The 21,379-nt window shown below is 43.5% G+C and carries 27 protein-coding genes and 1 pseudogene; 26 read left to right on the top strand and 2 right to left on the bottom strand.

Going from position 1 to position 21,379, the window contains the following annotated elements; all coding sequences use genetic code 11:
* Window positions 1-9 precede the first annotated feature (9 nt).
* From LEP1GSC052_RS17405 to LEP1GSC052_RS21830, 25 genes and pseudogenes are all read left to right on the top strand, one after another.
* On the top strand, window positions 10-408 hold the full coding sequence (locus LEP1GSC052_RS17405; protein WP_020985702.1) for a helix-turn-helix domain-containing protein: 399 nt from the start codon (window positions 10-12) through the stop codon (window positions 406-408).
* Window positions 409-1,024: 616 nt separating this feature from the next.
* The gene (locus tag LEP1GSC052_RS17415; RefSeq protein WP_010572983.1) at window positions 1,025-1,327 is read left to right on the top strand and encodes a helix-turn-helix domain-containing protein; all 303 of its coding nucleotides are present in this window, start codon (window positions 1,025-1,027) and stop codon (window positions 1,325-1,327) included.
* Between the two features lie 193 nt (window positions 1,328-1,520).
* Entirely contained in the window at window positions 1,521-1,754 is a 234-nt protein-coding gene (locus LEP1GSC052_RS17420; protein WP_040913673.1) for a hypothetical protein, read from the top strand.
* On the top strand, window positions 1,751-2,080 hold the full coding sequence (locus LEP1GSC052_RS17425) for a hypothetical protein (RefSeq protein WP_010572981.1): 330 nt from the start codon (window positions 1,751-1,753) through the stop codon (window positions 2,078-2,080). The genes LEP1GSC052_RS17420 and LEP1GSC052_RS17425 overlap by 4 nt, the downstream gene beginning before the upstream one ends.
* On the top strand, window positions 2,077-2,301 hold the full coding sequence (locus LEP1GSC052_RS17430) for a hypothetical protein (RefSeq protein ID WP_010572980.1): 225 nt from the start codon (window positions 2,077-2,079) through the stop codon (window positions 2,299-2,301). The genes LEP1GSC052_RS17425 and LEP1GSC052_RS17430 overlap by 4 nt, the downstream gene beginning before the upstream one ends.
* Window positions 2,302-2,350: 49 nt before the next feature.
* The gene (locus LEP1GSC052_RS17435) at window positions 2,351-2,611 is read left to right on the top strand and encodes a hypothetical protein (protein ID WP_010572979.1); all 261 of its coding nucleotides are present in this window, start codon (window positions 2,351-2,353) and stop codon (window positions 2,609-2,611) included.
* Between the two features lie 16 nt (window positions 2,612-2,627).
* Window positions 2,628-3,194 carry a hypothetical protein gene (locus LEP1GSC052_RS17440; protein ID WP_010572978.1) on the top strand — a complete coding sequence of 189 codons (567 nt, stop codon included), beginning with the start codon at window positions 2,628-2,630 and terminating at the stop codon, window positions 3,192-3,194.
* A gap of 77 nt (window positions 3,195-3,271) precedes the next feature.
* On the top strand, window positions 3,272-3,892 hold the full coding sequence (locus LEP1GSC052_RS17445; RefSeq protein ID WP_010572977.1) for an LIC10173 family protein: 621 nt from the start codon (window positions 3,272-3,274) through the stop codon (window positions 3,890-3,892).
* Entirely contained in the window at window positions 3,889-4,146 is a 258-nt protein-coding gene (locus LEP1GSC052_RS17450; protein ID WP_010572976.1) for a hypothetical protein, read from the top strand. The genes LEP1GSC052_RS17445 and LEP1GSC052_RS17450 overlap by 4 nt, the downstream gene beginning before the upstream one ends.
* Before the next feature lie 62 nt (window positions 4,147-4,208).
* Entirely contained in the window at window positions 4,209-5,696 is a 1,488-nt protein-coding gene (locus LEP1GSC052_RS17455; RefSeq protein WP_010572975.1) for a DUF2586 family protein, read from the top strand.
* 9 nt (window positions 5,697-5,705) lie between these two features.
* A complete protein-coding gene (locus LEP1GSC052_RS17460; protein WP_010572974.1) occupies window positions 5,706-6,140 on the top strand; it encodes a hypothetical protein in 435 nt (144 codons plus the stop codon).
* Window positions 6,141-6,180: 40 nt separating this feature from the next.
* The gene (locus tag LEP1GSC052_RS17465) at window positions 6,181-6,591 is read left to right on the top strand and encodes an LIC_10177 family protein (protein WP_010572973.1); all 411 of its coding nucleotides are present in this window, start codon (window positions 6,181-6,183) and stop codon (window positions 6,589-6,591) included.
* Between the two features lie 77 nt (window positions 6,592-6,668).
* Window positions 6,669-6,800, top strand: a complete 132-nt coding sequence (locus tag LEP1GSC052_RS21735) for a hypothetical protein (protein ID WP_279306139.1) — start codon at window positions 6,669-6,671, stop codon at window positions 6,798-6,800.
* A gap of 19 nt (window positions 6,801-6,819) precedes the next feature.
* Window positions 6,820-8,943 (top strand): phage tail tape measure protein, encoded by a 2,124-nt coding sequence (locus LEP1GSC052_RS17470; RefSeq protein ID WP_010572972.1) that lies wholly within the window; start codon window positions 6,820-6,822, stop codon window positions 8,941-8,943.
* Window positions 8,940-9,485, top strand: a complete 546-nt coding sequence (locus LEP1GSC052_RS17475; protein WP_010572971.1) for a DUF6046 domain-containing protein — start codon at window positions 8,940-8,942, stop codon at window positions 9,483-9,485. Before LEP1GSC052_RS17470 ends, LEP1GSC052_RS17475 begins: the two co-directional genes overlap by 4 nt.
* On the top strand, window positions 9,482-9,853 hold the full coding sequence (locus tag LEP1GSC052_RS17480; protein WP_010572970.1) for a LysM peptidoglycan-binding domain-containing protein: 372 nt from the start codon (window positions 9,482-9,484) through the stop codon (window positions 9,851-9,853). Before LEP1GSC052_RS17475 ends, LEP1GSC052_RS17480 begins: the two co-directional genes overlap by 4 nt.
* On the top strand, window positions 9,853-10,896 hold the full coding sequence (locus LEP1GSC052_RS17485; RefSeq protein ID WP_010572969.1) for a hypothetical protein: 1,044 nt from the start codon (window positions 9,853-9,855) through the stop codon (window positions 10,894-10,896). Before LEP1GSC052_RS17480 ends, LEP1GSC052_RS17485 begins: the two co-directional genes overlap by 1 nt.
* A 9-nt stretch (window positions 10,897-10,905) precedes the next feature.
* Window positions 10,906-11,478, top strand: coding sequence for a hypothetical protein (locus tag LEP1GSC052_RS17490; RefSeq protein WP_010572968.1), 573 nt, complete (start codon window positions 10,906-10,908; stop codon window positions 11,476-11,478).
* A complete protein-coding gene (locus LEP1GSC052_RS17495; protein WP_010572967.1) occupies window positions 11,478-11,840 on the top strand; it encodes an LIC10183 family protein in 363 nt (120 codons plus the stop codon). Before LEP1GSC052_RS17490 ends, LEP1GSC052_RS17495 begins: the two co-directional genes overlap by 1 nt.
* Before the next feature lie 14 nt (window positions 11,841-11,854).
* A complete protein-coding gene (locus LEP1GSC052_RS17500; protein WP_010572966.1) occupies window positions 11,855-12,985 on the top strand; it encodes a baseplate J/gp47 family protein in 1,131 nt (376 codons plus the stop codon).
* A complete protein-coding gene (locus LEP1GSC052_RS17505; protein ID WP_010572965.1) occupies window positions 12,978-13,643 on the top strand; it encodes a hypothetical protein in 666 nt (221 codons plus the stop codon). The genes LEP1GSC052_RS17500 and LEP1GSC052_RS17505 overlap by 8 nt, the downstream gene beginning before the upstream one ends.
* 61 nt (window positions 13,644-13,704) lie before the next feature.
* Window positions 13,705-14,427 (top strand): hypothetical protein, encoded by a 723-nt coding sequence (locus LEP1GSC052_RS17510; protein ID WP_010572964.1) that lies wholly within the window; start codon window positions 13,705-13,707, stop codon window positions 14,425-14,427.
* Window positions 14,420-15,737 (top strand): annotated as a pseudogene (locus tag LEP1GSC052_RS17515) (hypothetical protein); the annotation flags it as partial. The gene LEP1GSC052_RS17510 and the pseudogene LEP1GSC052_RS17515, both read left to right, overlap by 8 nt.
* A 199-nt stretch (window positions 15,738-15,936) precedes the next feature.
* Window positions 15,937-17,496: a hypothetical protein gene (locus tag LEP1GSC052_RS17520; RefSeq protein WP_010572962.1), complete on the top strand. Its 1,560-nt coding sequence runs from the start codon at window positions 15,937-15,939 to the stop codon at window positions 17,494-17,496.
* Window positions 17,497-17,725: 229 nt separating this feature from the next.
* Window positions 17,726-18,760: an acyltransferase family protein gene (locus LEP1GSC052_RS21830; RefSeq protein WP_010572961.1), complete on the top strand. Its 1,035-nt coding sequence runs from the start codon at window positions 17,726-17,728 to the stop codon at window positions 18,758-18,760.
* 81 nt (window positions 18,761-18,841) lie between these two features.
* Here the strand turns inward: LEP1GSC052_RS21830 and loa22 are convergent, their stop codons facing one another.
* Window positions 18,842-19,426 carry an OmpA family outer membrane lipoprotein Loa22 gene (loa22, locus tag LEP1GSC052_RS17530; RefSeq protein ID WP_010572960.1) on the bottom strand — a complete coding sequence of 195 codons (585 nt, stop codon included), beginning with the start codon at window positions 19,424-19,426 and terminating at the stop codon, window positions 18,842-18,844.
* 137 nt (window positions 19,427-19,563) lie between these two features.
* On the opposite strand from loa22, the gene LEP1GSC052_RS17535 reads away from it, so the two are divergent.
* Window positions 19,564-20,502 carry an RluA family pseudouridine synthase gene (locus tag LEP1GSC052_RS17535; RefSeq protein ID WP_010572959.1) on the top strand — a complete coding sequence of 313 codons (939 nt, stop codon included), beginning with the start codon at window positions 19,564-19,566 and terminating at the stop codon, window positions 20,500-20,502.
* Here the strand turns inward: LEP1GSC052_RS17535 and LEP1GSC052_RS17540 are convergent.
* Window positions 20,471-21,313 (bottom strand): carbon-nitrogen family hydrolase, encoded by an 843-nt coding sequence (locus LEP1GSC052_RS17540; RefSeq protein WP_010572958.1) that lies wholly within the window; start codon window positions 21,311-21,313, stop codon window positions 20,471-20,473. The two genes, LEP1GSC052_RS17535 and LEP1GSC052_RS17540, sit on opposite strands and share 32 nt — an antisense overlap.
* Window positions 21,314-21,379: the final 66 nt, after the last annotated feature.

The raw sequence follows: 21,379 nt of genomic DNA on the forward strand, positions 1-21,379 counted from the left end.
ACGGTAAAAATGTATAAAGCGGATAAAAAATTTCCTGATCGTTTGAAGAGATTGATCGAGACTTTGGGCGTTTCTCAGGCGGAATTTGCAAGATCGATCGATCTTAAACCCGCGTTTATCAGCGATCTTATCAACGAACGCGCCAAAAGTTTTTCACAAGAGTCTTTGGTGAGATTAAGAACCGCGCACAATGTGAATCCCCTTTGGTTGATCGCGGGCGAAGGCGATATGTTGATTGCGGATGTGGAAGCGAAGTCCGATGCGGAAACGGATCGTTATCGAAACATTCTTAGGAAGATAAGAACTCGTCCTCAAATGGAGAATATCGTCGAAAGTCTTTTGGAAGTTCCCGATGGAGAATTGGAAGCGTTGAGCGTGGTCATAGAAAAATTTAAAAAAAAGAAGTGATCATTTATTTTCGAAAGAATCGAAGATAAGATTCGCGATTTCCTGCGCGTAGGTATGTCGAAGAACTTGAATCGGTTCGTTTGAAAATTGAAAATCGTATTCGAACCTTTTCAAAGTACTTTCCACTTTCCAATAAATCAACTCGCGTAAATCTTCCCTGGTTTCCAAATTCTTGCTCCAACGAATCATCTATATATATGTTTAGTATATTTATGACCCCCGACAAAATCCATCCTAAATCCGAAAGTGTGACTCTTTTTTGTCTTCCTTTGTTTCGATTTTGAAATTCATTTCGAAAACGAACTCAAAATGACAATAATTTCCATATGTCACATGGGCGCTCATTTGCGGATTCTTTGCAAGGGAGAATGGAACCTGAACATTAAACTTTTTTTTCGAGTTTGTTTCGTTTTGATTTAGATGCGTATCGGTGCGCCCAGATTTTTACTTAGATTTTCGAATTTAAAACTCATTACGGACCAAGGATTCAAAATTTAGAATATTCTAAATTTATAAATTTATTTTTTCGGACCGCCGTATGGATGAAAGTTTACGAAAAGAAAAAGTTTTGCAAACGACTTGACAAACGTATCTCACAAGGTTCAAAACTTACGCTATGTCAGTAATCAACGGTAATACAAGAAAAGGTTCTTTATTTAAAAACGATTCTTTCCTAAAATCCGAACTCAAAGATTCGGTCCCTGGAAAATCGGAAGCTCTTGAAATTCAAGAGAGTTCCAAAACTTTAAAGACGAAAGAAGCGGCTCAGTATTTGAATCTTTCCGTAAGAACGTTCAATCAATACGTGATCGATCACGAGATTCCCTATATAGAATGGAGTCCCCGCGTCCGCAGATTTCTGATTGGAGATTTGGAAAAGGTCGCTCTCTCCCGCAGAACAAAAAAACAAATCCATTGATTTCCATTCTTCCTTTCAAAGACGAATAACGCGTCGGTCCCAAGTCCGCGAAAATTAAGAGCGGAACAAGCGGATACGATTCGGTTCGGCCCTTGGTTCCGATCGGAAGTCGTGTTATTCTTACCTCACAATCGGAAGCGATTGAGTAGTCATTGAAGCCCGCCACAGTGCGGGATTTTTTTTGCGAGGAAGAATGGAGATTTCAAAAATAAGTCAGATAAAACTCGGAATCAAAGAGTTTCTGGTCGTTTTAGGTTTCGTCGTTTCGGGTGCGATTCAATACAACACGATGTATAAGGATCACGAGATTCGGATCGTTAAGATAGAAACCGAAATGGAGTCGATATCCAAGGACCTTTCGGAAATCAAAGCGGACGTCAAGGATCTGATTAAACTCACTTCTTCGAAAGGGAGGAGATCGGAATGAGATTCTTATTCAAAGACGATAAAACCGGAAAACCGTCCGATACCACACTCAGGACTTGGATCGTTTTTATATTAGTAATTTCTTATTTAATTTCTTTATCCGTGCTTTCGATTCTTTCACCCGATTCTTTAAGACCGTTGCACATGGATTTGATCCAGTGGTTGATCGTATTCTACGGAACGGTTGGAAGTTTGTATCTCGGAAAAAGAATCAACGAAGACTTGAATTCGAAAAGAAAGGTTTTCGGAGATATTCTCGACCGTTTTCAACAAGGCGGAGAAGGCGATCAAAACGCACGATCGGAAGTCGGGAGTAGGCAGTTATGAATTCCTTCCTGCTTTGGTGGAACCTTCTCGATTTGAAAACTAAAGTTTATGCGATTCTAATATTCGGAATTCTTGTTTTTCTGCTCGGAGCGAGAGGCGTTTCGGTCTTTTCAAAAATAATTCACGGCGGAGGTTCGCATGAAGTCAAGGAAATCAATCTTTCTCCCGGTTCTGCTTACGATTCTGATTGCGTGCCGGAATCCGGCAGATCGTGTCCGTGATCGACGTAACGAGGAATGCAAGGGAAGTTTTTCATCCGTTAATTACGCTTTGACGATTCCCGAGGAAGCGAGTTCTCCTCCGCCGATTCGAATCGGTGGAGAATGGTATGTGACTTCGGGAAGATACAACGCGTATCGAATTCACGCAAAGGATCTTTCGCGTTGTTTGTTCAGAGAAGAATGCGTTCGCAAATGGACGGAATGGGAAAGGGATTGTTCGGAACTGAGGGTTCGTTTTCTCGAATCCAGTCTGATTCCCGGTTTATTCTCCATTCGAAGATCCTGCGAGCTCAATCAACCCGTTTGTTAAACGAAGGACATATATTATGATTTCATACATTTCTCATCCTATTTCGCCTTGGAATCCGCAAAGAAAAGATCAGGTTACGCCCCGTCTTTTTTTAAAGGATTACCAACAATGTATGGGCAACGTGTTTCAGGATCTGATCGTTTATATCGGTCTGATCTATAGAATCCCCGATTTTATCCATCTGACGACTTATAACTATTACGCGCTTTTCGAAGATTGGGTGATTAAAAACGGAAAGAACGTTTACGATTCCTTTGATCACGCAGAACATTTTAATATTCTAATGAAAGACAACGAGATTCCTTTTAAGGTCGTGAAGAAAAAAGGAAACAAGGAAGAACTATGCGCGTATTTCGAAAAATGGAATTATCCCTGCGGTTTGGGAACGTTTCTCACGCAAAAAGGACATATCATACGCGGCATCGGAATCGTTATCAACGAAGACGGTAAAAAATTTCTAAAAGCTTCCGATCCTTACGGCGTCGGGCCTCGTTACGTCGATCCTTACGGACATATGATTCAATACGAGTTGGACGCGCTTTTCGATCTCGGGGTTCCGAGTATTTTTTATCTGGAGAAATAGGGGCGGTTTGATGCGGTTCGCGCCTTGTTCGAAAACGGAAACACGTTATACTTTCATCGCAACGGAAAAATCTTATTATGAGAATCAGCCATATAGAATATCTAAAATCCTTGATCCTCTCGGTCAAAGTTCTTCCTGAACCTCCCGCGACCGAACCGGTTTCCTTGTTTTCGGAAAGCAGAATTTTTCAAACGAGTCCGAATGTCGACGATTATCCGAGTTTGTTTCCGTTTTGTGTTTTGATTCAATTCCCGCTCGTTTCGATCGCGGACGGTAAAAGGTTTCAAAAGCTCGAACCCGAGACCATAAGCGGAGTTAAAAATATCCGTTTTTTAAAAAGACATTATATTCAAGAATTTACATATACGATCCATTTTTGGATGCAGAATTCCGCCAAAGACGTTCCGTCCGCCGGACATTTGGGTTCGGGCGTCGGATCGCTCGGAATCATCGATCAAATTCTCATCTATCTTTCCAATCATCGGAAATTCGCCACGGCGCAAGGAATCACCGTCGAGGTGAAACCCGGAGCTTCTCTCGTGGTCTCCGATTCTTCCGAAAATCTCGGATACTATAAATTGAAGATGGAGATCGTTTTCAGCGATGGACTTTTTGAAACGGAATCGGTTCCCACTTTGGCTCAGGGAACCTTTCAGATCGAAGAGCCAACTGAAATAGGAACATCGGAGGAACAATGAAAGCAGTTGAGTTTATTAAAAAGTACGAAATTACCCCGGCTCTGGCCGCGGGTTTTTTGGATCATCTACGCAGAGATCCCGAAGAAGAAGTAAAGGAAGAGATTCTTAAATCCGCTTATCGCGAATTTTCGGGAAAGGACGCGGACAAAAACAAAAGCGTTGCAGAGGAGAATTCTTCCGAACACGCAGAGGAAAAAAATTCACTTAAGGTAAAAACGAACGAGCCGAATCAAAAATCTGATATTCAGAAATAATAATATAAAGAGCGGCTCGTCCGCCATTCTACTCAGTTGCTCTTAATATTAGGAGCGTATCAATGTCAACAGGCGACGTGACTACCTACCATCAGAACGGTGGGATCAACTTCAACGACGTTAAACCGGATCGCGTAGGTTCCAAGGTCGGAACTGCGGAAACCGGCGACGTAAACAGAGTCTATGTCATCAATAACACCCCGCAAGCAAAGGACGTTTTCGGAAGGGGAGAACTCGTGGATTCTTTGGAACAATTCTTCGAAGAGTTCGACGAATCCAAAGGACAAAAACCGGTTCCGGTTCTTTGTGTGCGTCCTCAAAACGACGTTGCGGGAACGATCGGAACTCCGACCAAAATCGGAAGCGGAGAAGCGGCTTTACCGACGACTTCCGGAACACCAACGGGAAGCAGAGTTGTGCTTCTTAAAATTACAAAGGCGGGAGCGCCCGGAGTTGCGGAGTATCGCAAATCCGTGGACGGAGGCGCAAACTTCTCCACTCCTTTGATTACTCCTGCGAGCGGTTCTCCGATTTCTTTGGACGCAGGTGTGAGCGCGACCTTTACTGCTGCGTCCACTCCCGCAAACACTTTTAAAGTCGGGGATACTTACACCTTTACGATTACGGGTCCAAGTGCGTCTAACGCGTCCAAGTTGACCGCGATCGAGGCTTTAAAAAGAGAATACGGCGCGTATTGGATTCATGTTTTGGGCCCCGCGTCCAGAGCGTTTGCAATGTCGTGTAACGTTATTTTGGAAGAGATGGAAACGGAACATCACCTTCCTTCGTTTATCATTTTGGAAGCGAGAGGTAAGAATCAATCCGAAACTCTTCCGGAATATTTTCAATACGTTCAGGACGAGTTCGAACCTTTCGTTTCTCCTAAGGGAAGAGTGATGATCGCGGTCGGCGAGGCTCGTTATATCAAAGGCGGAGTCAACGCTTCCGGCGGTTATTCTGCGGTTAAGTCCGCTGGAGATTCCATCGGAGTTTGGAGAAACTTCGCGACTATGGCGACCGCTAAGATCGCGGCCGCGCCGGTGAACGTTTCGATCGGATATGTGAAGGACATGCGGTCGTTGACGTTCTCCGAAATCCGTTACTGGGATAGTGGTTATCGGGACTACATGGATCTGCTTCACGATATGGGTTTGATGGTTCTCAAACAATACGACGACTACGACGGAATTTTCATCGCAAGAGATAAGATCAAGGCTTCGAGCGATTCCGATTTCAAGGAACTTCCGGAACGCAGACGCGCCGATAAGATGCATCGCATTCTTTATCGAGAATCTCTTCAGTTTCTGAATATGGATACGGAAGTCGACTCCGGTTCCGGCGGTCTTGATTATCTGAAAACGTATATCGATTCTAAAATCTCCGCCGAGATGGAAGCTCCGGGTAGAAAGGAAATTTCGGGACACGAGATCATTCTCGATCCGAATAAAACCTTCAACACCGATCGTATTCTCAAAGCGAAGTGCAAGATGTACGTAAGCAACAGAACCAAAGCGATCGAGTGGGAAACCTCTTTCGCCACACCTAAATAGGAGTAAGCAATGGCATTAGAAGTAGTAAAGGAAAATTATAGCTTCACCAATCTCGAGTTGAAACTTTTCGGCTACGATATGGTGAACTTTTCCTCGTTCACGTTCGATCATGCAGTCGAGATCGAACTCACATACGGAAAAGCGGGAGAAATCGTAGGATACACCACAAAGAATTACAAACGAAACATCAGCGCGGAAATTTATTTCGAAGAACTGGATCGTTTGATTCTTCTTGCGGCGCCTTACGGCGGTTTGATCGAGAAGCTTCCACCCGCTCCGTTGACCGCGATCTTAAAAGCGGAAGGAAGACCCGACTTTAAATACATCGCACCTGCGGTTAAGATCACGAAATACAACGCGGATATCAAAAGCGGAAACTCGGGAGCGATCGCGGTTCCGTTGGAAATCGCTTTGTTGTCGATTCCGGTCATTACGTTCGCGTAAGGATCGTTTAGAACCTTCATAAAAGGAAAAAGGAAACAAGATGAATCCATTAATCAGTTCAATTCCGGCTTTAAAGGAAGCTTTCGAAAAACTTCCCCAGCCTTATCAGAACATAGACGACGACTTTATCGCACGCAATAAGGACGCGATCGATTCGATCAAATCCCATTTTGCAGATAAGGGAGGAGTTCACGTTTTGGATGCGGGCGAAGGAAGAAAGATCATCTGCAGAGTACCTAACAAGACTCAGGTGGACGATACCCTTGAAAAGGCGAGAAAGGAAAAACAAACCGATGTCGCACAACGTCTCACGGGTCAGTGTTGTCTGTATCCTAGTTTCGATGTTGTGAACGGTTGGGCTCAAGATTCTCCGGGAATTTTTATTCCGATCAGCAACAAACTGATCGAGCTTACTGCGACCACGCAAGAGGTGACCGCAAAAAAGCTATAGGGGAGAAGCTTCAGCTTCTTAAAGCCGGGAACGGTGCGTTGGAAGTTCTTCTGATGTACTATTTCCCGGGAAGAAAGATGGAATATCCGTTGGACGGAGACGAACGCGAAAGTTATGAAACTCAATTGGCCGCCGAATTGGAATTCGTGCGGCTGATCGAGATCAACACTCTTACTCGAGCGATCGTAAAAGCGTTTAACGGCGATTAGATGTTACCGGAGGCGGGGTATGGCTGATACGAACACGAGCGAAATGAAAATTGTCTTTACGATAGCGGATCTCGCCTCCAGTAAAATCGACGAGATCAATCGGAAATGGGACGCAATGAAAACGTTGATCGGCGAGAATAAAGATCAAGCGGTCGAATTGGGAAAGGCCGTTGAAAAAATAGATTCCGGCAATCGAATGTTAAAACTCGCGACTCAGTTCGTAAAGATCGCGAAATATTTATACGACGCAAGAAGCGAAAGCTCCAAATTGGAGAACGGTTTTAAAAAACTCGGGGTTAGCGTTCAAGACGTCGCTTCCATCAAAGATCATGCGTTTAAACTTTCGGGTGAAACTGGAATTCCGGTCGAACAAATACTTGCAAGTGCGCTCAAGATCAAATCATCGTTCAAGGATCTCAATGCGGCCAACTTGAACGCGATGGTCGGAGCGGTGACAAATAACGTTCTCGCTACCGGAAACAGTTTCGATGAAGTAACGAATCAAATCATCGCCGCTGGAAAATCGGTTCAAGGGTTTAACGGAGATCTCAATCAATTAAAATTCGGTAATATAGATGATTTTGCCAAAGCCGCCGAAGTTTTGGATCGTTCTTCCAATCAATTCGGAAGAATTTCGAACGCTTGGGAAAATTTTAAAAAACATTTAGGAAGTGGGATCGAAAACTCCGCGCTTGTTAAGTTCGGAATCTTAGAATCCGCGCTTTCAAAAATTTTCAGATTCATCGCCGGAGGAATCGAAACTCTCAACGTCTTTTTAATGAATAATCCTAAATTATTGGAATTTGCCGGAAATTTCACCACGTTAGGAATAGCCGTTTTATACGGGATCGGAGCCTTTTCCGCAATCAAAAGCGGAATTTTGGCGCTTAGATCGATCGCTCCCGCTTTGTTTACTTTGAAAGGTGCGTTAGCCGCTCTTCGAACCGGATTTTCACTTTTAGCCTCTGCGATCGCGGCGAATCCGGTCGGACTTATTATCGTTGGATTTGTAGCCGGTGCGGCATTGATCATAACGTACTGGGACGAGATCAAGGCGGCGGCGATCGTCGCCGTGGATTATATATTAGAGAAATTGAATTCACTTGTGGATTTTCTTACGTCGGCTTGGGACACGGTCAAAGCCGCTTGGATGGAAATGCCGGATTGGGCCAAAGGGCTCGTTGCGGTGATCGCGGGAGTCATTCTCGGACCGATCACACTCTTTTTAGGTTTGTTTGCGGGCATTGGACTTACGATTTACAATTACTGGGACGATATTTCGAACTTGGCGAGTAGCATCGCCGCTTACGTTTCCGATCTTTGGAACATTTTGGTAACAGGTGTTATCGGATTCGGTAATTCAATATTAGAGAATTTGAATCAGTTTTGGAATACCTTTCTTTCAATCGGCCCTTGGTTGATGGAGCAGTTTAACGCGATTTGGAACGGAATCTGGAACGCGATTCCTGAATCCGCAAAAACGGCGGGATGGAATTTGATGAAAGCGTTGGGAAACGGAATTCTTGCGGGACTTAACTTTATAACACAACCCATCAAAGAAGGTTTAGGTTTTATAGGAAGTTTTTTGCCGGGAGGTTCCAAACAGAATCAAGGTCCTCTTGGCAAACTGCTCGGGTTTAAGAACGGTTCAAGTTCGAATTCTTCCCCGGCTCCTGGTTTTCAAAACAACGTTAAAGCTCCGGGAGCTTCGAAACAAATTTCCGTTCCGGGTTTGCAATTCAAGGTGCAAACGACGAAACAACCGGGAATCACTCTGAATCAAACGCAAGGAATGAATACCGGAGGTTTGTCGACCAATAAGAACAATCGAAATTCTTCATTAGGAAATTCGAATGAACTTGGAATCGCTTCCGATCGTTCTAAGAAGAATCCGATCTTACAAAGATTTAACGAAACGATCGATTCGGATTCGAAGAGAGTCGTACGCAGAACCAGTGAGACTTCCGAGGTTACGGAGACGGGCTTCGGAAAAAAACAAAGCGGCTCTTCCTTATCCATAGGTTCGATCATCGGTCAACTTGTTGTGGGAGATAGAATGGCCAATAAGAAGAAGATCGGTGAAATCATAACCGATGCGATCTTCCAAGAGTTGGATCGTTTTGAGGAGATGGAATTAGCATGATCGGAGGAATTACACCGCCCGCGGCGCCCGCGGGATACATACCGCCCGAAATCATAACCGGCGACACGGATCGATTGGTGATCGGTCTCGATCTTTCCAGCGAATATGAATTTCCGTCCGGAACAAAAATTCGAGCGAATCAAGAAAAGAAAATAGAAGTTACCTCTATTCCCGGCGGAAAGGGAACCGTAAAGGAGCTTACCGGTTTCGGTGATTGGTCGATCACGATCGAGTTCACCCTTCTGGCAGCGACGTATGGCGCTGGAATTTTAGCGGCTCCTTCCAATCCTTTGGTAAAGAGTATGATTCAAAAGATAAGAGAATTGAAGAAGTTCTGGGAAACCAACGAAACGCTCTACTTGAATCATTCGATGTTAAACGCATTAGGAATTAAGAATGTAGTTTGCAAAAGTTTCGATTTGCCGGACGGGCCGATTCAATACAGTCAATCGATCACACTTACGTTCTTATCCGATGAGGAATACGATTTGGATCTCGCATCCGTGGAATCGAAAAACAGCGCAGTGGAGTCCTCGTTATGAGTCAATTTTACGTATTAAGAAACAATGATACTCTTCAGAGACTTTCGGCTCGTTATTACGGAAAATGGGAGTTGTGGAGATTGATCCTGGATAATAATCCTCAGATCGAAGATTGGACGAATTTGGAAGCGGGGATCCTGATCGAAATTCCCGATCCTTTGACGGAGAATCGTTTTCATACGATTTCCAGCGGAGATACGTACGAATCCATCAGCGCGTTTTACTATGGAACCGAACATTTTTCGGGAAAAATCAGGGAGAATAATTCGAACATTCAGCCGTATGAAAACGTGGGTTCGACTTTACACATAGAAGCGCTCGTTTCGAAAACCGAACTTGCAAACGCGAAAAAAAGGATGGCAATCTGATGCTGACTCTGGTTCAAGAATTAGAAATTTCTAATGCGAAGTTTCCCGCGGTCACGGAGGTCACGTTGGAATCTTCTCGTGAGATTCCGACGGACATACTGAAGATAAAACTTCCGAAATACAAAAATCTGAAAAAGGATTCGATCCTAAAATTTTCAAAGGTGACTTGGAAGGCCGGTTATACGAGATACGGGCTTTTTCCCGAATTCAACGGTTATGTATTGGAAATCAGTCCTAAGGTTCCTCTGGAATTGAAATGCGTGGATCCTTTCTTCTTTTGTCAGAGAAAAATCATGACTCAGGATTATCATCAAAAACCGTTGATGACTTTTCTAAACGATTGTATTCATCCCCAGATCAAATCTGATATTTCGATCGTTGTAAGGGACTCGGATATCAAACGAACGGTGGATATTCGATGCGCTAAAAAATCGGCGCGTTATGCGCTATCGGAACTCAAAAAGACGCACGGTGTCGACGTATTTTTTCACGATTGGAAATTAGTGGTTCAAAAAGCGTATTCTCATCCGGATTTGAGCCTTACCTCGAAAACGAGCGGATCGAATTCTCAAAGCGGAAGCACATCTTCGAAAAAGGAAAAGTTTCCGATCTTTCGATTCGGGGAGAATATTATAGAAGATGAATTAACTCCGCAAGAAAGCAAACCCTTTCAAATCGTGGTTCGCGGTGAAAATCCGAAAACGGGACAAACATACAGAGGGGAACACGGACAAGGAGAATCACGTTATTACGAAATCGACGGTTTGGATTCTCAAGGCGCCGAAAAAAGAGCGAAGGAAATTTTCGACGAAAAATGCGGTTCGGGTTTCAAGGGGAAATTTCTTTCCTTCGGTTTTCCTTCGATCACACATTCTCAGATCATCGACATACAAGATCCGGAAGATTCTTCGAGAAGCGCAAAGGCTTTCGTGGATCGTGTAATCAAAAAGTTTAATATGAACGGCTATCGTCAGGAAATTTATCCCGGCTTTTATCACGAGCCGCCGGCGAGCGGAAGTTCGAAATCGAATCGGGGAAAATAAAGAGGAAGAATGGCGGATAGAACTCTTATACAAGCGATCGTTCAAGCGTGGAAGATCGGATTCCCTATGTTCTTCGCGAAATCGGGAATCATAGACTCCGTGGACTCGGATAATAAACTCTTAACCGTAAAAGTTTCCGAAGACTTTATCCACAACGTGACTTGGACGGAACCGGTGATTCCGAGAACGGGTTCGAAATGTCTTTTGATCGCGAGGGATAATCTTGAAAAAAGATACACTGCGTTCGCCTTCGAAAAGATCGATTCGATCAAAACCAAGGTCGCGGATCAGGTAGAGCTGGAGATCCAAGAACATAAGGCTTATGTAAATTATAAAAACATGATTAAGGTTACGCTCGACGACGACGGTTTTCTTTTAGATCTCGGAGGAAAAACGTTTAAGATCCGGGGAAACGTGGAACAGGAAGGCGATTTTAAAACGACCGGGAAACTGGAAGCAAAAAAAGAAATCACCGCGTTTGCGGAATCTTCCAATTCGGTGGGTTTATCGTCTCACTTGACGGATTACGTGGATACTCCGGTCGGACCGTCCGTTTCGAGTAAACCGAAGGCAGGAACCTGATGATCGATTTTGGGAACGATCCGATTCGATTCGGAGATTTGACTTTGGACGCTTCGGACGACGATTTGTTAAGCGACGCGAATTCGGTAAGAATCGTTTTATCGGAGGTTCGGGAAATGTTCGAAATGACCGTCGCCGACGACATCGACTATCCCGAAATCTACAGCAGACAAAGGGTCGCTTTGAACTCGACGGAATACGGGGATCAGGCCGCTCGAATCCGGGACGCCGAAAGGATTTTAAAAATACATCCAGCGATCGATTCCAAGTCGATCGACGTCGCTCTCGATATGGAAAATCGGATCGTAGTCGATTTCCGATTAAAAACGGGAGAATCAGTTAAAGGAATTCTAATGAAATAATATGGAGGCATTCGGTGAATTTAAACATTACTAAAGAACAGGTTCTTACGGATCATCTTCAAAGCGTAAAGGCTTCGGGAGTATTAAAGAATCATACTTTCAGTCCCACTTCGAAAACGTTTTCGATTCTGCGCGCCGTTTCCAACGCGGTTTTTTTATTCATAGACACGGATCTTGTATCCGTTCAAAAAGCGATTCATCCTCATACCGCGGAAGACGACGCCTTGCACGAACATTTGATTCGAAGAGGAATGCAGTGGAAACCCGCGCTTCCTTCGATTCTAAAAGTAAGAATCGGCTCATCGATTCAACCTTCGGTGGATCGCGAAATTCCTCAATCCTTGATCGTTACGACTTCCGGTAACGAGGATCAGAAAGTAAGATTCTTTCTTCAAGACGCGTTGATTCTTCCCGCCGGAGTTTCCGCGGACGCACAAGGAAAGTTTACGGTGGAAACTCTCGTTCAATGTACCGTGGATGGTCCGATCGGAAACGTCGTTGCCGGCGCGATCAGTTTGATCGAAAATCCACCCGACGGAATCAATTACGTTTCCAACATAGAAATCAATCCGATTCAACAAGGTCAATATCGTGAAACAAGAACCTCGGTCAGGGCGCGTTTGCAAAACGCGGAAGGTGTTTCATCGAAATGGACTCCGGCTTGGTATAAGGGAGAAGCGGAAACTTTTTCTTTCGTAAAAAGAGCGATCTTCAAAAGCGCGAAAACGTTAAAGACGGACGGGGAAGTAAAAATTCTCGTGCAAGGAGCGGTGGGAACGTTGAACGCTTCCCAACTCGATCAAGTAAGAGATTATTTCAATTCCGAGGAAAACGATCCGGGCGGCGTCGCACACGTATTAGTCGAGAATGTTTCGGAGACGCTTATAAACAAAACGGTTACGGTGAAATTCTCTTCTTCCGATACGATTCCGAGCCAGGTTATTTTGGATCAAATCAAGGACGAATACTTTCTTTCTTTGAGCGAAGGTCAGGATTTTGTGGACGCTCAGTTGAAAGCGTTGTATCAAACTCTTCCGAATTGTATCGACGTGGAATTCAATCCATTAGGAAATGTTGATGTTCCTTCGGGTTCGTTGGCGAACGCGGGTCCCGGTTTTCAAACGATAGGCGTTGTGTATGTCTGATAAGTTCGTATTCGATTTCGATTCCGTCGTTTGGAAAAATCAGAGAAGCCTCGTTCGGAAACTCGGAGATTCGAGTTTATGGTATAAGTTTTTAAAATCCGTTCTTTCCATTCTAAACGAAAGAGCGGCAAGACTGAGTTGGTTGTATAGACAGATGTGGCTCGAAACCAGCGACGGTTTCGGATTAATATTATGGGGGGCGCGATATAAGATCGCAAAACTTCCGGGAGAAACAGACGAGTTGTATCGAAGCAGACTTTTACTTGCGAAACTTTTTAAGCTTTCGATCGCTTCCGTCTCTTCGAAAAGACAAGTAGTTCAATTCTCGACCGGGCTTAACTCGGATGAAATCCGATATTCCAAGGTTTATGAAACGGAGGAATCAAAAAATTGTTTCGTTATGGGCGGTCCGATCGACGGAAGAATGATGTCTCGCAAATACGTTCTATTTCGCTATCGATTTTTGTTTCCGAAACTTTCGGATTCGTTCGATCGAGCCGAATTGGTTCGTTCTATGGAGAATGTGAATGTGGGCGGTAACTTCTGTGAATTTTGGGAAGAACAAGGGACGTTCGAGCCTTTCGTCATGGGCGGCTCCGTATCGAACAAGTTTCATTCTCGCAGGGCGGAAAAATTAAAAGAATATTCAATTTATTAAATATACAAAATGCGGAATATTTTATTCCGTATGGCTACTCTTCGCTCCGTCAGGAGCAATTATGGAAAAAATATTTGTCTATTCTTCCGCAAGTCTGGAGGAATATTCGAACTCTAATTTGTCTTCGATAGAATTGGAGGTCGAACTTTTCAACCGAGATCAGTCGGATGGGTTAAAGAAGAAAATTCATCAAGGAATTTCCTTTCCTCCGGAAGGATATAAGTTCGAGGCGGGCGAGTTAAAAGAATTCTCCCTTTCCGAAAAGGCGGATCGAGGTTTGGTCTCCGTTCCGGAAGATATGAAGATCGAGGAGGAAAAACTCGTTCCGAAGACGGAACTTGAACTTCTTCAATGCGGTCTTTTAACGATCTCTTCTTATAAAGAAAAAAAGATCCGAAAAATTCATTCTAAGTTCGACGAAGCCTTGGATCGGATTCTTTGTAAGTATCCGAAAAGCGAACCGATCTCTTGGCCGATTTTAAGTCCTCAAGCGAAACAATGGCTTTCTGCAAATTCTCAGGAAAGGGAGAATTTAAAGTCTTCCCTAATCGCACTCGTAAGCGAATCAAAAACTATGGAAGACGATGATATTACGGAACTTGCAAGTTCCATTCTTGCTAAAGCGAACTCATACGAATCCTACTGCGGAATTTGCAAAAGAATCAAAAGAGAGTTGGTCTCTCAAATTCAAAATAACGTAAAGACGAACGTAAACGTTCTCTATAACGAATTGGAAGCGATCGAAATCGATTTTCCTTCCTTTGAAGGAGCTGTTCATGGATAAATTATCGGGCATTACTTTTCCAAGCGTGAACAAAAGGGTTTTTCCGGAAGATTGGAAAAAGGAACAGGAATCGAAAAGTCAGGAGATCATCAATCGAGATTTGGATCTTGTCGGTTTCGGACTACAATCGGGCGGAACGATCGTCGTAGGCTCGGGTTCGAATCAGGTGGACTTGATCGACACGATCATCGCTTATGACGCGGAAGGAAAAAGAATCGAAGCCGCGCCGGTCGCGGGTATTCCTGTACCGAATAACGTTACTTGTACTCTTGTGGTTCGTCATAAGTTCATGGAAACGTTATACGATAGTCCTTCGAATCTTCCGAGCGACGGCCCGAATGTTTGGAGAGATAATTCTTTCGAGATTTTAGCAAGACAAGGTTCTCTTGTCTCGGGCGATATTCCGTTGAGATCAATTTCGTCTAACGCTTCCGGTGTGGTTACGCTTGGGACCGACTTAAGAGTTTGGAGAGGCGTTTCTACAAACGGCATCAAGGACGGACAAGTAACGGAAGAAAAACAAGCAGTATCCGTGAAGACCGGACTCGTTACGGACCTACATGCGGATTTGATCACATTCATCAATCCGGATACGAGCAATCCGCTTAAACTTGTAAAAGGAATCAATCAAAGCTATCTTTATTCTAAAAATTTTGCGGAAGTTACCTTCAAACAAGAGCGCAAATTTTTGGGAGAGATGTTTTGGATGGACGAGCTTAGATTGCCGTCCGCGGATTTTCCTGCGTTTTGTTTGGCTTCCGCGGATCAGTTGATCAACGCAAATGGCAACGGTGGAATGCCAGACTTAGTTTCGTATTGGTTGAATAAACCGTTGCGTTACGATCCGCTCGGAACCAACGTAACTGACTTTGATGCGGCGAGTTACACGATTGCGAGTAATGTTCTTACGATAACTTTTGCAAATACAACTGCTTGTCAAAAGATGATCGACGCTTTGGTAGAGGATAACCTGGTTCAGGGCGGATCTTTTACGAACTGGATGACCGGGACTCTGTCGCAGGCGATCGGTGGTGTTCCGGCTAACGCAACTCTTGCGATCACGGCGCTTTCTTCGGGCAGTAGAACGATTAGCTTTTCTTGCGCTGCGGCCAATTCGAGCGGCTCTTTAACGGGTGTTAAGCTGCGTTTTTACAAACACAGATTACCGGATATAACTCCGGGAACCACGATTACGAATCAGGTTCGTCATTTTGCAATTCAAGGGCGCGGCTTTGTTTCGGTGATGGATGTGGATAGCGATTGGATCGGAGGGTTGAGAAGAAGGGATCGGTTTCAAGGACATTCCCATGCTATTGGAGCAGGTGCCTTAGGAGGTCCGACTCCGGGGATTCTCGATAACGCTTATAATAATGTAAACGCTACTTCTAATACGATTGTTAGAAATGTAATTACGGATACAACGTATGGCGGACAGCGTTCGGGAAAAACCACCGATGCTCGAGGTTTATCAGCTTTTCCTTATGTGTTTGTTAAGAGGGTATTATAGTTATGGATAAATTATCAGGAATAGAATTTCCAAGTTTAGGAAAACGAGTTTTTCCTGAGGATTGGAAAAAGGAACAGGAATCCAAGGGACAGGAAATTCTCAATCGGGATTTGGATGCGTTCGGTTCAGGAATCGATTGCGGAGGAACGATTGCAATTAGCTCGACGCCGAGCAAAGTAGATTTAATCGATTCACTCATCGCTTATGATGAAAACGGCAAAAGGATCGAAGTCCCACCAACGATCGGAATCGTGGTTCCCAATAATGCGTCTTGTACTTTAGTCGTTCGTCATAAGTTTCAAGAAACTGCATATACTAGCCCCTCAAATATACCCGATGATGGTCCAATCGTTTGGAGAGACAACTCCTATGAAATCATTCCAAGACAAGGAGCATTGGTTGCAGGTGACGTTGCTCTTCGAGCTATTTCTACGAATGCGTCCGGTGTTGTCACGTTAGGAAACGATCTTAGAGTCTACCGCGGAATCAGAGGCCGTCGCATTAAGGACAACGAAGTGACCGAGGAAAAACAAGCAACCTCGGTTAAGACCGGTTTATTATCGGATTTAAATTCGGATATCATAGCGGGTATCAATCCGGATACAAATAATCCGTTGAAGTTTGTAAAGGCGATCAATCAGGTTTATCTTTTCTTTAAGAATTTTACGGATCTCATTTTCAAACAAGAGCGCAAATTTTTGGGAGAGATGTTTTGGATGGACGAGCTCCGAACGCCGTCTGTGGATTTCCCTGCGTTTTGTTTGGCTTCCGCAGATCAGTTGATCAACGCAAGTGGAACGGGTGGAATGCCAGACTTAGTTTCGTATTGGTTGAATAAACCGTTGCGTTACGATCCGCTTGGAACCAACGTAACTGACTTTGATGCGGCGAGTTACACGATCGCGAGTAATGTTCTTACGATAACTTTTGCAAATACAACTGCTTGTCAAAAGATGATCAATGCTTTAGCAGAAGAAAATTTAGTCCACGGTTCGTTCACAAATTGGATGACGGGAACGCTTTTACAAGCTGTCGGCGGAGTACCCGCGAATACTACAATGGCGATTACGGCGATCTCCACTTCAAGTAGAACGATTAGCTTTACTTGCACTGCGGCCAATTCAAGTGGTTCTCTTTCGGGAGTCAAAGTTCGGTTTTACAAACATCGATTGCCCGATGCAATTCAAGGAACGACAATTACAAATCAAGTACGGCACTTTGCAATTCAAGGGCGCGGTTTCGTTTCCGTCATGGATTCGGATTCAGAATGGATCGGCGGTTTGAGAAGAAGGGATCGGTTTCAGGGACATCGACACGGCGCTTCTACATCCATTTCATTTGATATACCGCAAGGCGGCGCTGGGGGCGGCGCAGGTTCTTTGATAGCTGCAGGTTCGATCGGTGATGGAATTCCGCGTGGTGTACAACTCAATGGTTATCCTTCGACAAGTGTGAATGGACCTACCGTTGATTCGAGTTATGCGCCGCTTAGATTTGGTTTGACAACCGATGCACGTGGTGTTGCACTATTCCCATATATATTCGTGAAAAGGATCTTGTAAAAAATATCCAATAGCGAAATAAATTTCACGTGTAAATTGATTTGATACATGATTACACGTGAGATTCTACGTATGATATTATTTAAAATAATTGAAATAAAAAACTTTAAGAATTATTAACTTGAAATAGATTCAATATTCTTTTCAATGAGATACCTGTATTATTCAGAAAATAGAATCATAGAGATCGTTTGATTTAAAATTAAAGAAAGGATATTCAATGATACAAATGTCGAATCGTATTCATTGGGTCGATACATTAAAGTTTCTTGGTATATTTGCAATTTATATCGGTCATTTTGGTGTCGCTGCCGGTAAAGCATACTCGTTCGTTTTCCTTTATCACGTTCCACTCTTCTTTTTTGTTTCCGGTTTTTTTGCAAATTCCACTTCGAGAACTTTATTCGGTTATTATCGATATAAATTTTTTCAGTTAATAGTTCCCTATGTTTTTTTCTCCATTTTGGCCCTCGTATATTATTCAGTATTGAACGATTGGGAATTCCCTCAAGTCGTTGGAGTAGGTAAAACATTCTTATTTGGGATACGGAATCAGGTGCACGCGGCATCTCTATGGTTTATACCGTGTTTATTTATAATTAGTCTTTTACATTACACTCTTTTAAAAATTTTTAAAAATACCTTTCTACTTTTTGTTCTCGCGGCTTCGCTTTGCGCAATTAGTCAGCTCTTTCTTTCCTTTAATCCATTGAATCAGCCGTCTTGGGCTTTTAACGTCGATAGCGCGATGTATTATTATGTTTATTATGTTCTCGGATCTATATTGTTTCCTTTGTTGAATAAAGAAATATCAGTTCAAGATAAATTGTATTGGATTCCATTTGTAATCGTTTCAATTCTTTCAATCTTTGTTTCAATCGTATGTTATGTAATCGGTGTTGATTGGATCTATAAAAAAGTGTCCTTTATTTTCGATCTTTATCCCTTAGGTTTTACTTTTTCCATATGGATCGGTATGATGATTATCTATTCGAATGTATTGCTTGCAAAAATGCTTTCTAAAGTTTCTTTTTTAGGAAGTTTGGGGAAGGAAACTTTAATCTTTTGTGGAATCGAAAACGTATTTAAAAGCTTATTTACACAATGCTTTTTACTACTGGGTTTGGGGATCAATTTAACGAATCCAATGGCTACGATTCTATTTTCTTTCCTATGTCTTGTGGTTTCTTATTTTACTTTGATTCGGTTCTTGAACCGGTATTTTCCTAAGTTTGTAGGAAAACTTTCTGAATCATCGAAATAATTCATCCCACCACACCTCCAAAAATAAAAAAGGCGATGATTTCTCATCGCCCCTTTTGAATCAGATTTCTGATTGATTGAATTATTGTTGAGGAGCTGAAGTCGCGAAACGGAAGGTAACTCTTCTGTTTTTAGCGTCTTTTGCATCCAAACCGGAAACAGGCTCGGAAGAACCAGCGCCTTTCGTAGTGATTCGATTCGCAGGAATTCCTTGTTTAATCAGAGCTTGTTTAACCGCGTTCGCGCGAAGTTCGGAGTAAAAGATATTTCCTTTTTTATCGCCTTCTGCTTGTTCAGGACCGATTGCATCGGTGTGTCCGGTAATTTCAAGAGCGTAGCTGTCAGGAAGTTTTCCAAGACCTTCTTTGATCACTGGAGCGTTTACTTTTGACCACTCGCTGAAATCGCCAGCGTTAACGTCTGCTTTTTTGTAGCTGAATCCCGGACGAGTTAAACCGTCTGGATATCTAAAATCCTTCAGTTTATCGTTCAAGGAGTCTGCAATCGCTTGCGGAGAATTTACATCGACGCTTCTGTTTGCTGCAGCGGATTGCTCTTGTCCGGACGGCTCAGGGGCGGATTCCTCTTTTTTTTCAGCGGAGGAGCAAAGAGTGAATGAAAATGCAATTGCACCGAGCAGAATCAGATTCAAAATCTTTTTGACCATGTTTCTATCCTTCCTTAGATCTAAGGGGTTTTGGTTTCAGTGTGTCATGATAAGGCTTAGGAAGGAAAATGGAAACTGTTTTTTTAGAGTGCTAAAAACACGCGAAGTAAAAATCTGGAATCCTTTCGTCATTTTCAATGAACTTAGAACTAAAAGCAGAGGTCTCAGAAGAATTCACCGGAAATCGATTGGATCGGTTTTTGAAATTCTCTTTTGGAGACGAAGTTTCCCGAGCTTCGATACAAAAGTGGATAGAATCGGGATATGTACGCAACCAAGACGAAAAAGTTTTCGATAAAAGCTCCTGGAAGGTAAAAACCGGCGAGCAATACTTTCTCTCTATTCCTCCAAGGCCGCCTCTCAATTTAGAACCGATCCCGATGGCGTTACCCGTCATTTTAGAAAGAGAGAATTATCTCATCATTCACAAGCCTCCCGGAATCGCAAGTCACAGCGGACCCGGAGATCGATCCCCTAGTTTGGTAAACGGACTTCTCTATCATTTTAAAGAATTATCAAAGGCCGGGGGAGAAGCGAGACCCGGAATCGTCCACAGATTGGACAAACCAACCGAGGGTTTGATTCTAATCGCAAAGAACGATCGAGCTCACGGAAAGTTGTCCGAATTGTTTCGGAAGAGAGAAATCGAAAAGAAATATTATGCTTGGGTACAAGGACATCCTCCGGACGAAGCGGGAACGATCGACTTGCCGATTTCAAGACATCCGGTCGAAAGACTGAAGATGACGATTTCTCCCAAAGGAAGAAGATCCGTTACTAATTATAAAGTACTAAAGTATATCAATTCTCGCTCGGGAAGAAAATTCAGTTTTGTGGAGATTGGATTGGAAACGGGAAGAACCCACCAGATCCGCGTGCATTTTCAAAGTCAGAGATGTCCCGTAGTCGGGGACTTATTGTATTCCAGAGTCGGAGCGCAATACGAATCCTACGGTTTACAACTGATCGCATATTCTCTTAGATTTATAGATCCGTTTACCGGAGAAAAAATAGAAGCGACTTTACCTCTCAGCGAACGTTTTCTCAGATTTGAGAAGAATGCTCCGCAATTCTAACACGGATTCCGGCCGGATCTTTGCGATCGGGAAGAACCGGAAAATTCTCCCTATAATCCGAAATCGATTTTTGAAAAGCCTTGTGGAATAAAATCGTTTCGACTTCTTCCCCAGCGTCCGTAAATTCGCCGTTCGGTTCGACCGCGAGAGAATGTCCGTTGTGATGAACGCTTTTGTTGTAACCGGCGATCCCGATCCGATTCACTCCGAAAACATAAGCCTGATTTTCGATCGCTCTTGTTTTGAGGATCAATTCCCAGTGATGAATTCTCGGAATCGGCCAGTTTGCGTGGATCGTAAAGATGTCCGTTTCACCGGCCAGTCTTCGGAAGATTTCCGGAAAACGAATGTCATAACAGATGAACGGAGTGATTCTGAAACCGTTGAGATCGTAGCTGATGATTTCCGAACCCGAACTGTAATGGCGATCCTCGCCGCCGAACGTAAACGGATGAATTTTAGAATATCTTAATATGATTTCACCGTTCGGATTTACTACGCTGACCGTGTTGAACGGTTTTCCGTCCGGATTCTTCCGGATCCAACCTGCGCAAACGACGGCTTGCGTTTCTTTGGAAATCTCTCTTAAAAAAGTTTCGGTCGGACCCTCGTCGGGTTCGGCGATTCTTTCCGATCTCATCGTAAAACCCGTTGCGAAAGTTTCGGGCAAAAGAATCAGATCCGCTTTTTCGTTTTTGTTTTTTTCAAGAGAAGAACGAATCAGCTTTCGCACGTGTTCGTAATTCGCATCTTGGTTCTCCCAAGAAAGATCGCATTGAACAAGAGCCACGTTGAGTTCACCGGGATTCAATGGATTTCATTCTCCTTAAAAAATTGTCTTTCGTACGATCCAAGTTTCGACGGCCTCTGATTCTTA

The organism is Leptospira kmetyi serovar Malaysia str. Bejo-Iso9 (genome assembly GCF_000243735.2).
Lineage (GTDB): Bacteria > Spirochaetota > Leptospiria > Leptospirales > Leptospiraceae > Leptospira > Leptospira kmetyi.

Coding starts and splice junctions, on each gene's coding strand:
- LEP1GSC052_RS17485 (WP_010572969.1), top strand. CDS start 9,853: ATGCTGACTCTGGTTCAAGAATTAGAAATTTCTAATGCGAAGTTTCCC.
- LEP1GSC052_RS17470 (WP_010572972.1), top strand. CDS start 6,820: ATGGCTGATACGAACACGAGCGAAATGAAAATTGTCTTTACGATAGCG.
- LEP1GSC052_RS17535 (WP_010572959.1), top strand. CDS start 19,564: ATGAACTTAGAACTAAAAGCAGAGGTCTCAGAAGAATTCACCGGAAAT.
- LEP1GSC052_RS17445 (WP_010572977.1), top strand. CDS start 3,272: ATGAGAATCAGCCATATAGAATATCTAAAATCCTTGATCCTCTCGGTC.
- loa22 (WP_010572960.1), bottom strand. CDS start 19,426: ATGGTCAAAAAGATTTTGAATCTGATTCTGCTCGGTGCAATTGCATTT.
- LEP1GSC052_RS17420 (WP_040913673.1), top strand. CDS start 1,521: ATGGAGATTTCAAAAATAAGTCAGATAAAACTCGGAATCAAAGAGTTT.
- LEP1GSC052_RS17455 (WP_010572975.1), top strand. CDS start 4,209: ATGTCAACAGGCGACGTGACTACCTACCATCAGAACGGTGGGATCAAC.
- LEP1GSC052_RS21735 (WP_279306139.1), top strand. CDS start 6,669: ATGGAATATCCGTTGGACGGAGACGAACGCGAAAGTTATGAAACTCAA.
- LEP1GSC052_RS21830 (WP_010572961.1), top strand. CDS start 17,726: ATGTCGAATCGTATTCATTGGGTCGATACATTAAAGTTTCTTGGTATA.
- LEP1GSC052_RS17505 (WP_010572965.1), top strand. CDS start 12,978: ATGTCTGATAAGTTCGTATTCGATTTCGATTCCGTCGTTTGGAAAAAT.
- LEP1GSC052_RS17430 (WP_010572980.1), top strand. CDS start 2,077: ATGAATTCCTTCCTGCTTTGGTGGAACCTTCTCGATTTGAAAACTAAA.
- LEP1GSC052_RS17415 (WP_010572983.1), top strand. CDS start 1,025: ATGTCAGTAATCAACGGTAATACAAGAAAAGGTTCTTTATTTAAAAAC.
- LEP1GSC052_RS17475 (WP_010572971.1), top strand. CDS start 8,940: ATGATCGGAGGAATTACACCGCCCGCGGCGCCCGCGGGATACATACCG.
- LEP1GSC052_RS17425 (WP_010572981.1), top strand. CDS start 1,751: ATGAGATTCTTATTCAAAGACGATAAAACCGGAAAACCGTCCGATACC.
- LEP1GSC052_RS17520 (WP_010572962.1), top strand. CDS start 15,937: ATGGATAAATTATCAGGAATAGAATTTCCAAGTTTAGGAAAACGAGTT.
- LEP1GSC052_RS17480 (WP_010572970.1), top strand. CDS start 9,482: ATGAGTCAATTTTACGTATTAAGAAACAATGATACTCTTCAGAGACTT.
- LEP1GSC052_RS17495 (WP_010572967.1), top strand. CDS start 11,478: ATGATCGATTTTGGGAACGATCCGATTCGATTCGGAGATTTGACTTTG.
- LEP1GSC052_RS17450 (WP_010572976.1), top strand. CDS start 3,889: ATGAAAGCAGTTGAGTTTATTAAAAAGTACGAAATTACCCCGGCTCTG.
- LEP1GSC052_RS17405 (WP_020985702.1), top strand. CDS start 10: ATGTATAAAGCGGATAAAAAATTTCCTGATCGTTTGAAGAGATTGATC.
- LEP1GSC052_RS17460 (WP_010572974.1), top strand. CDS start 5,706: ATGGCATTAGAAGTAGTAAAGGAAAATTATAGCTTCACCAATCTCGAG.
- LEP1GSC052_RS17465 (WP_010572973.1), top strand. CDS start 6,181: ATGAATCCATTAATCAGTTCAATTCCGGCTTTAAAGGAAGCTTTCGAA.
- LEP1GSC052_RS17490 (WP_010572968.1), top strand. CDS start 10,906: ATGGCGGATAGAACTCTTATACAAGCGATCGTTCAAGCGTGGAAGATC.
- LEP1GSC052_RS17440 (WP_010572978.1), top strand. CDS start 2,628: ATGATTTCATACATTTCTCATCCTATTTCGCCTTGGAATCCGCAAAGA.
- LEP1GSC052_RS17510 (WP_010572964.1), top strand. CDS start 13,705: ATGGAAAAAATATTTGTCTATTCTTCCGCAAGTCTGGAGGAATATTCG.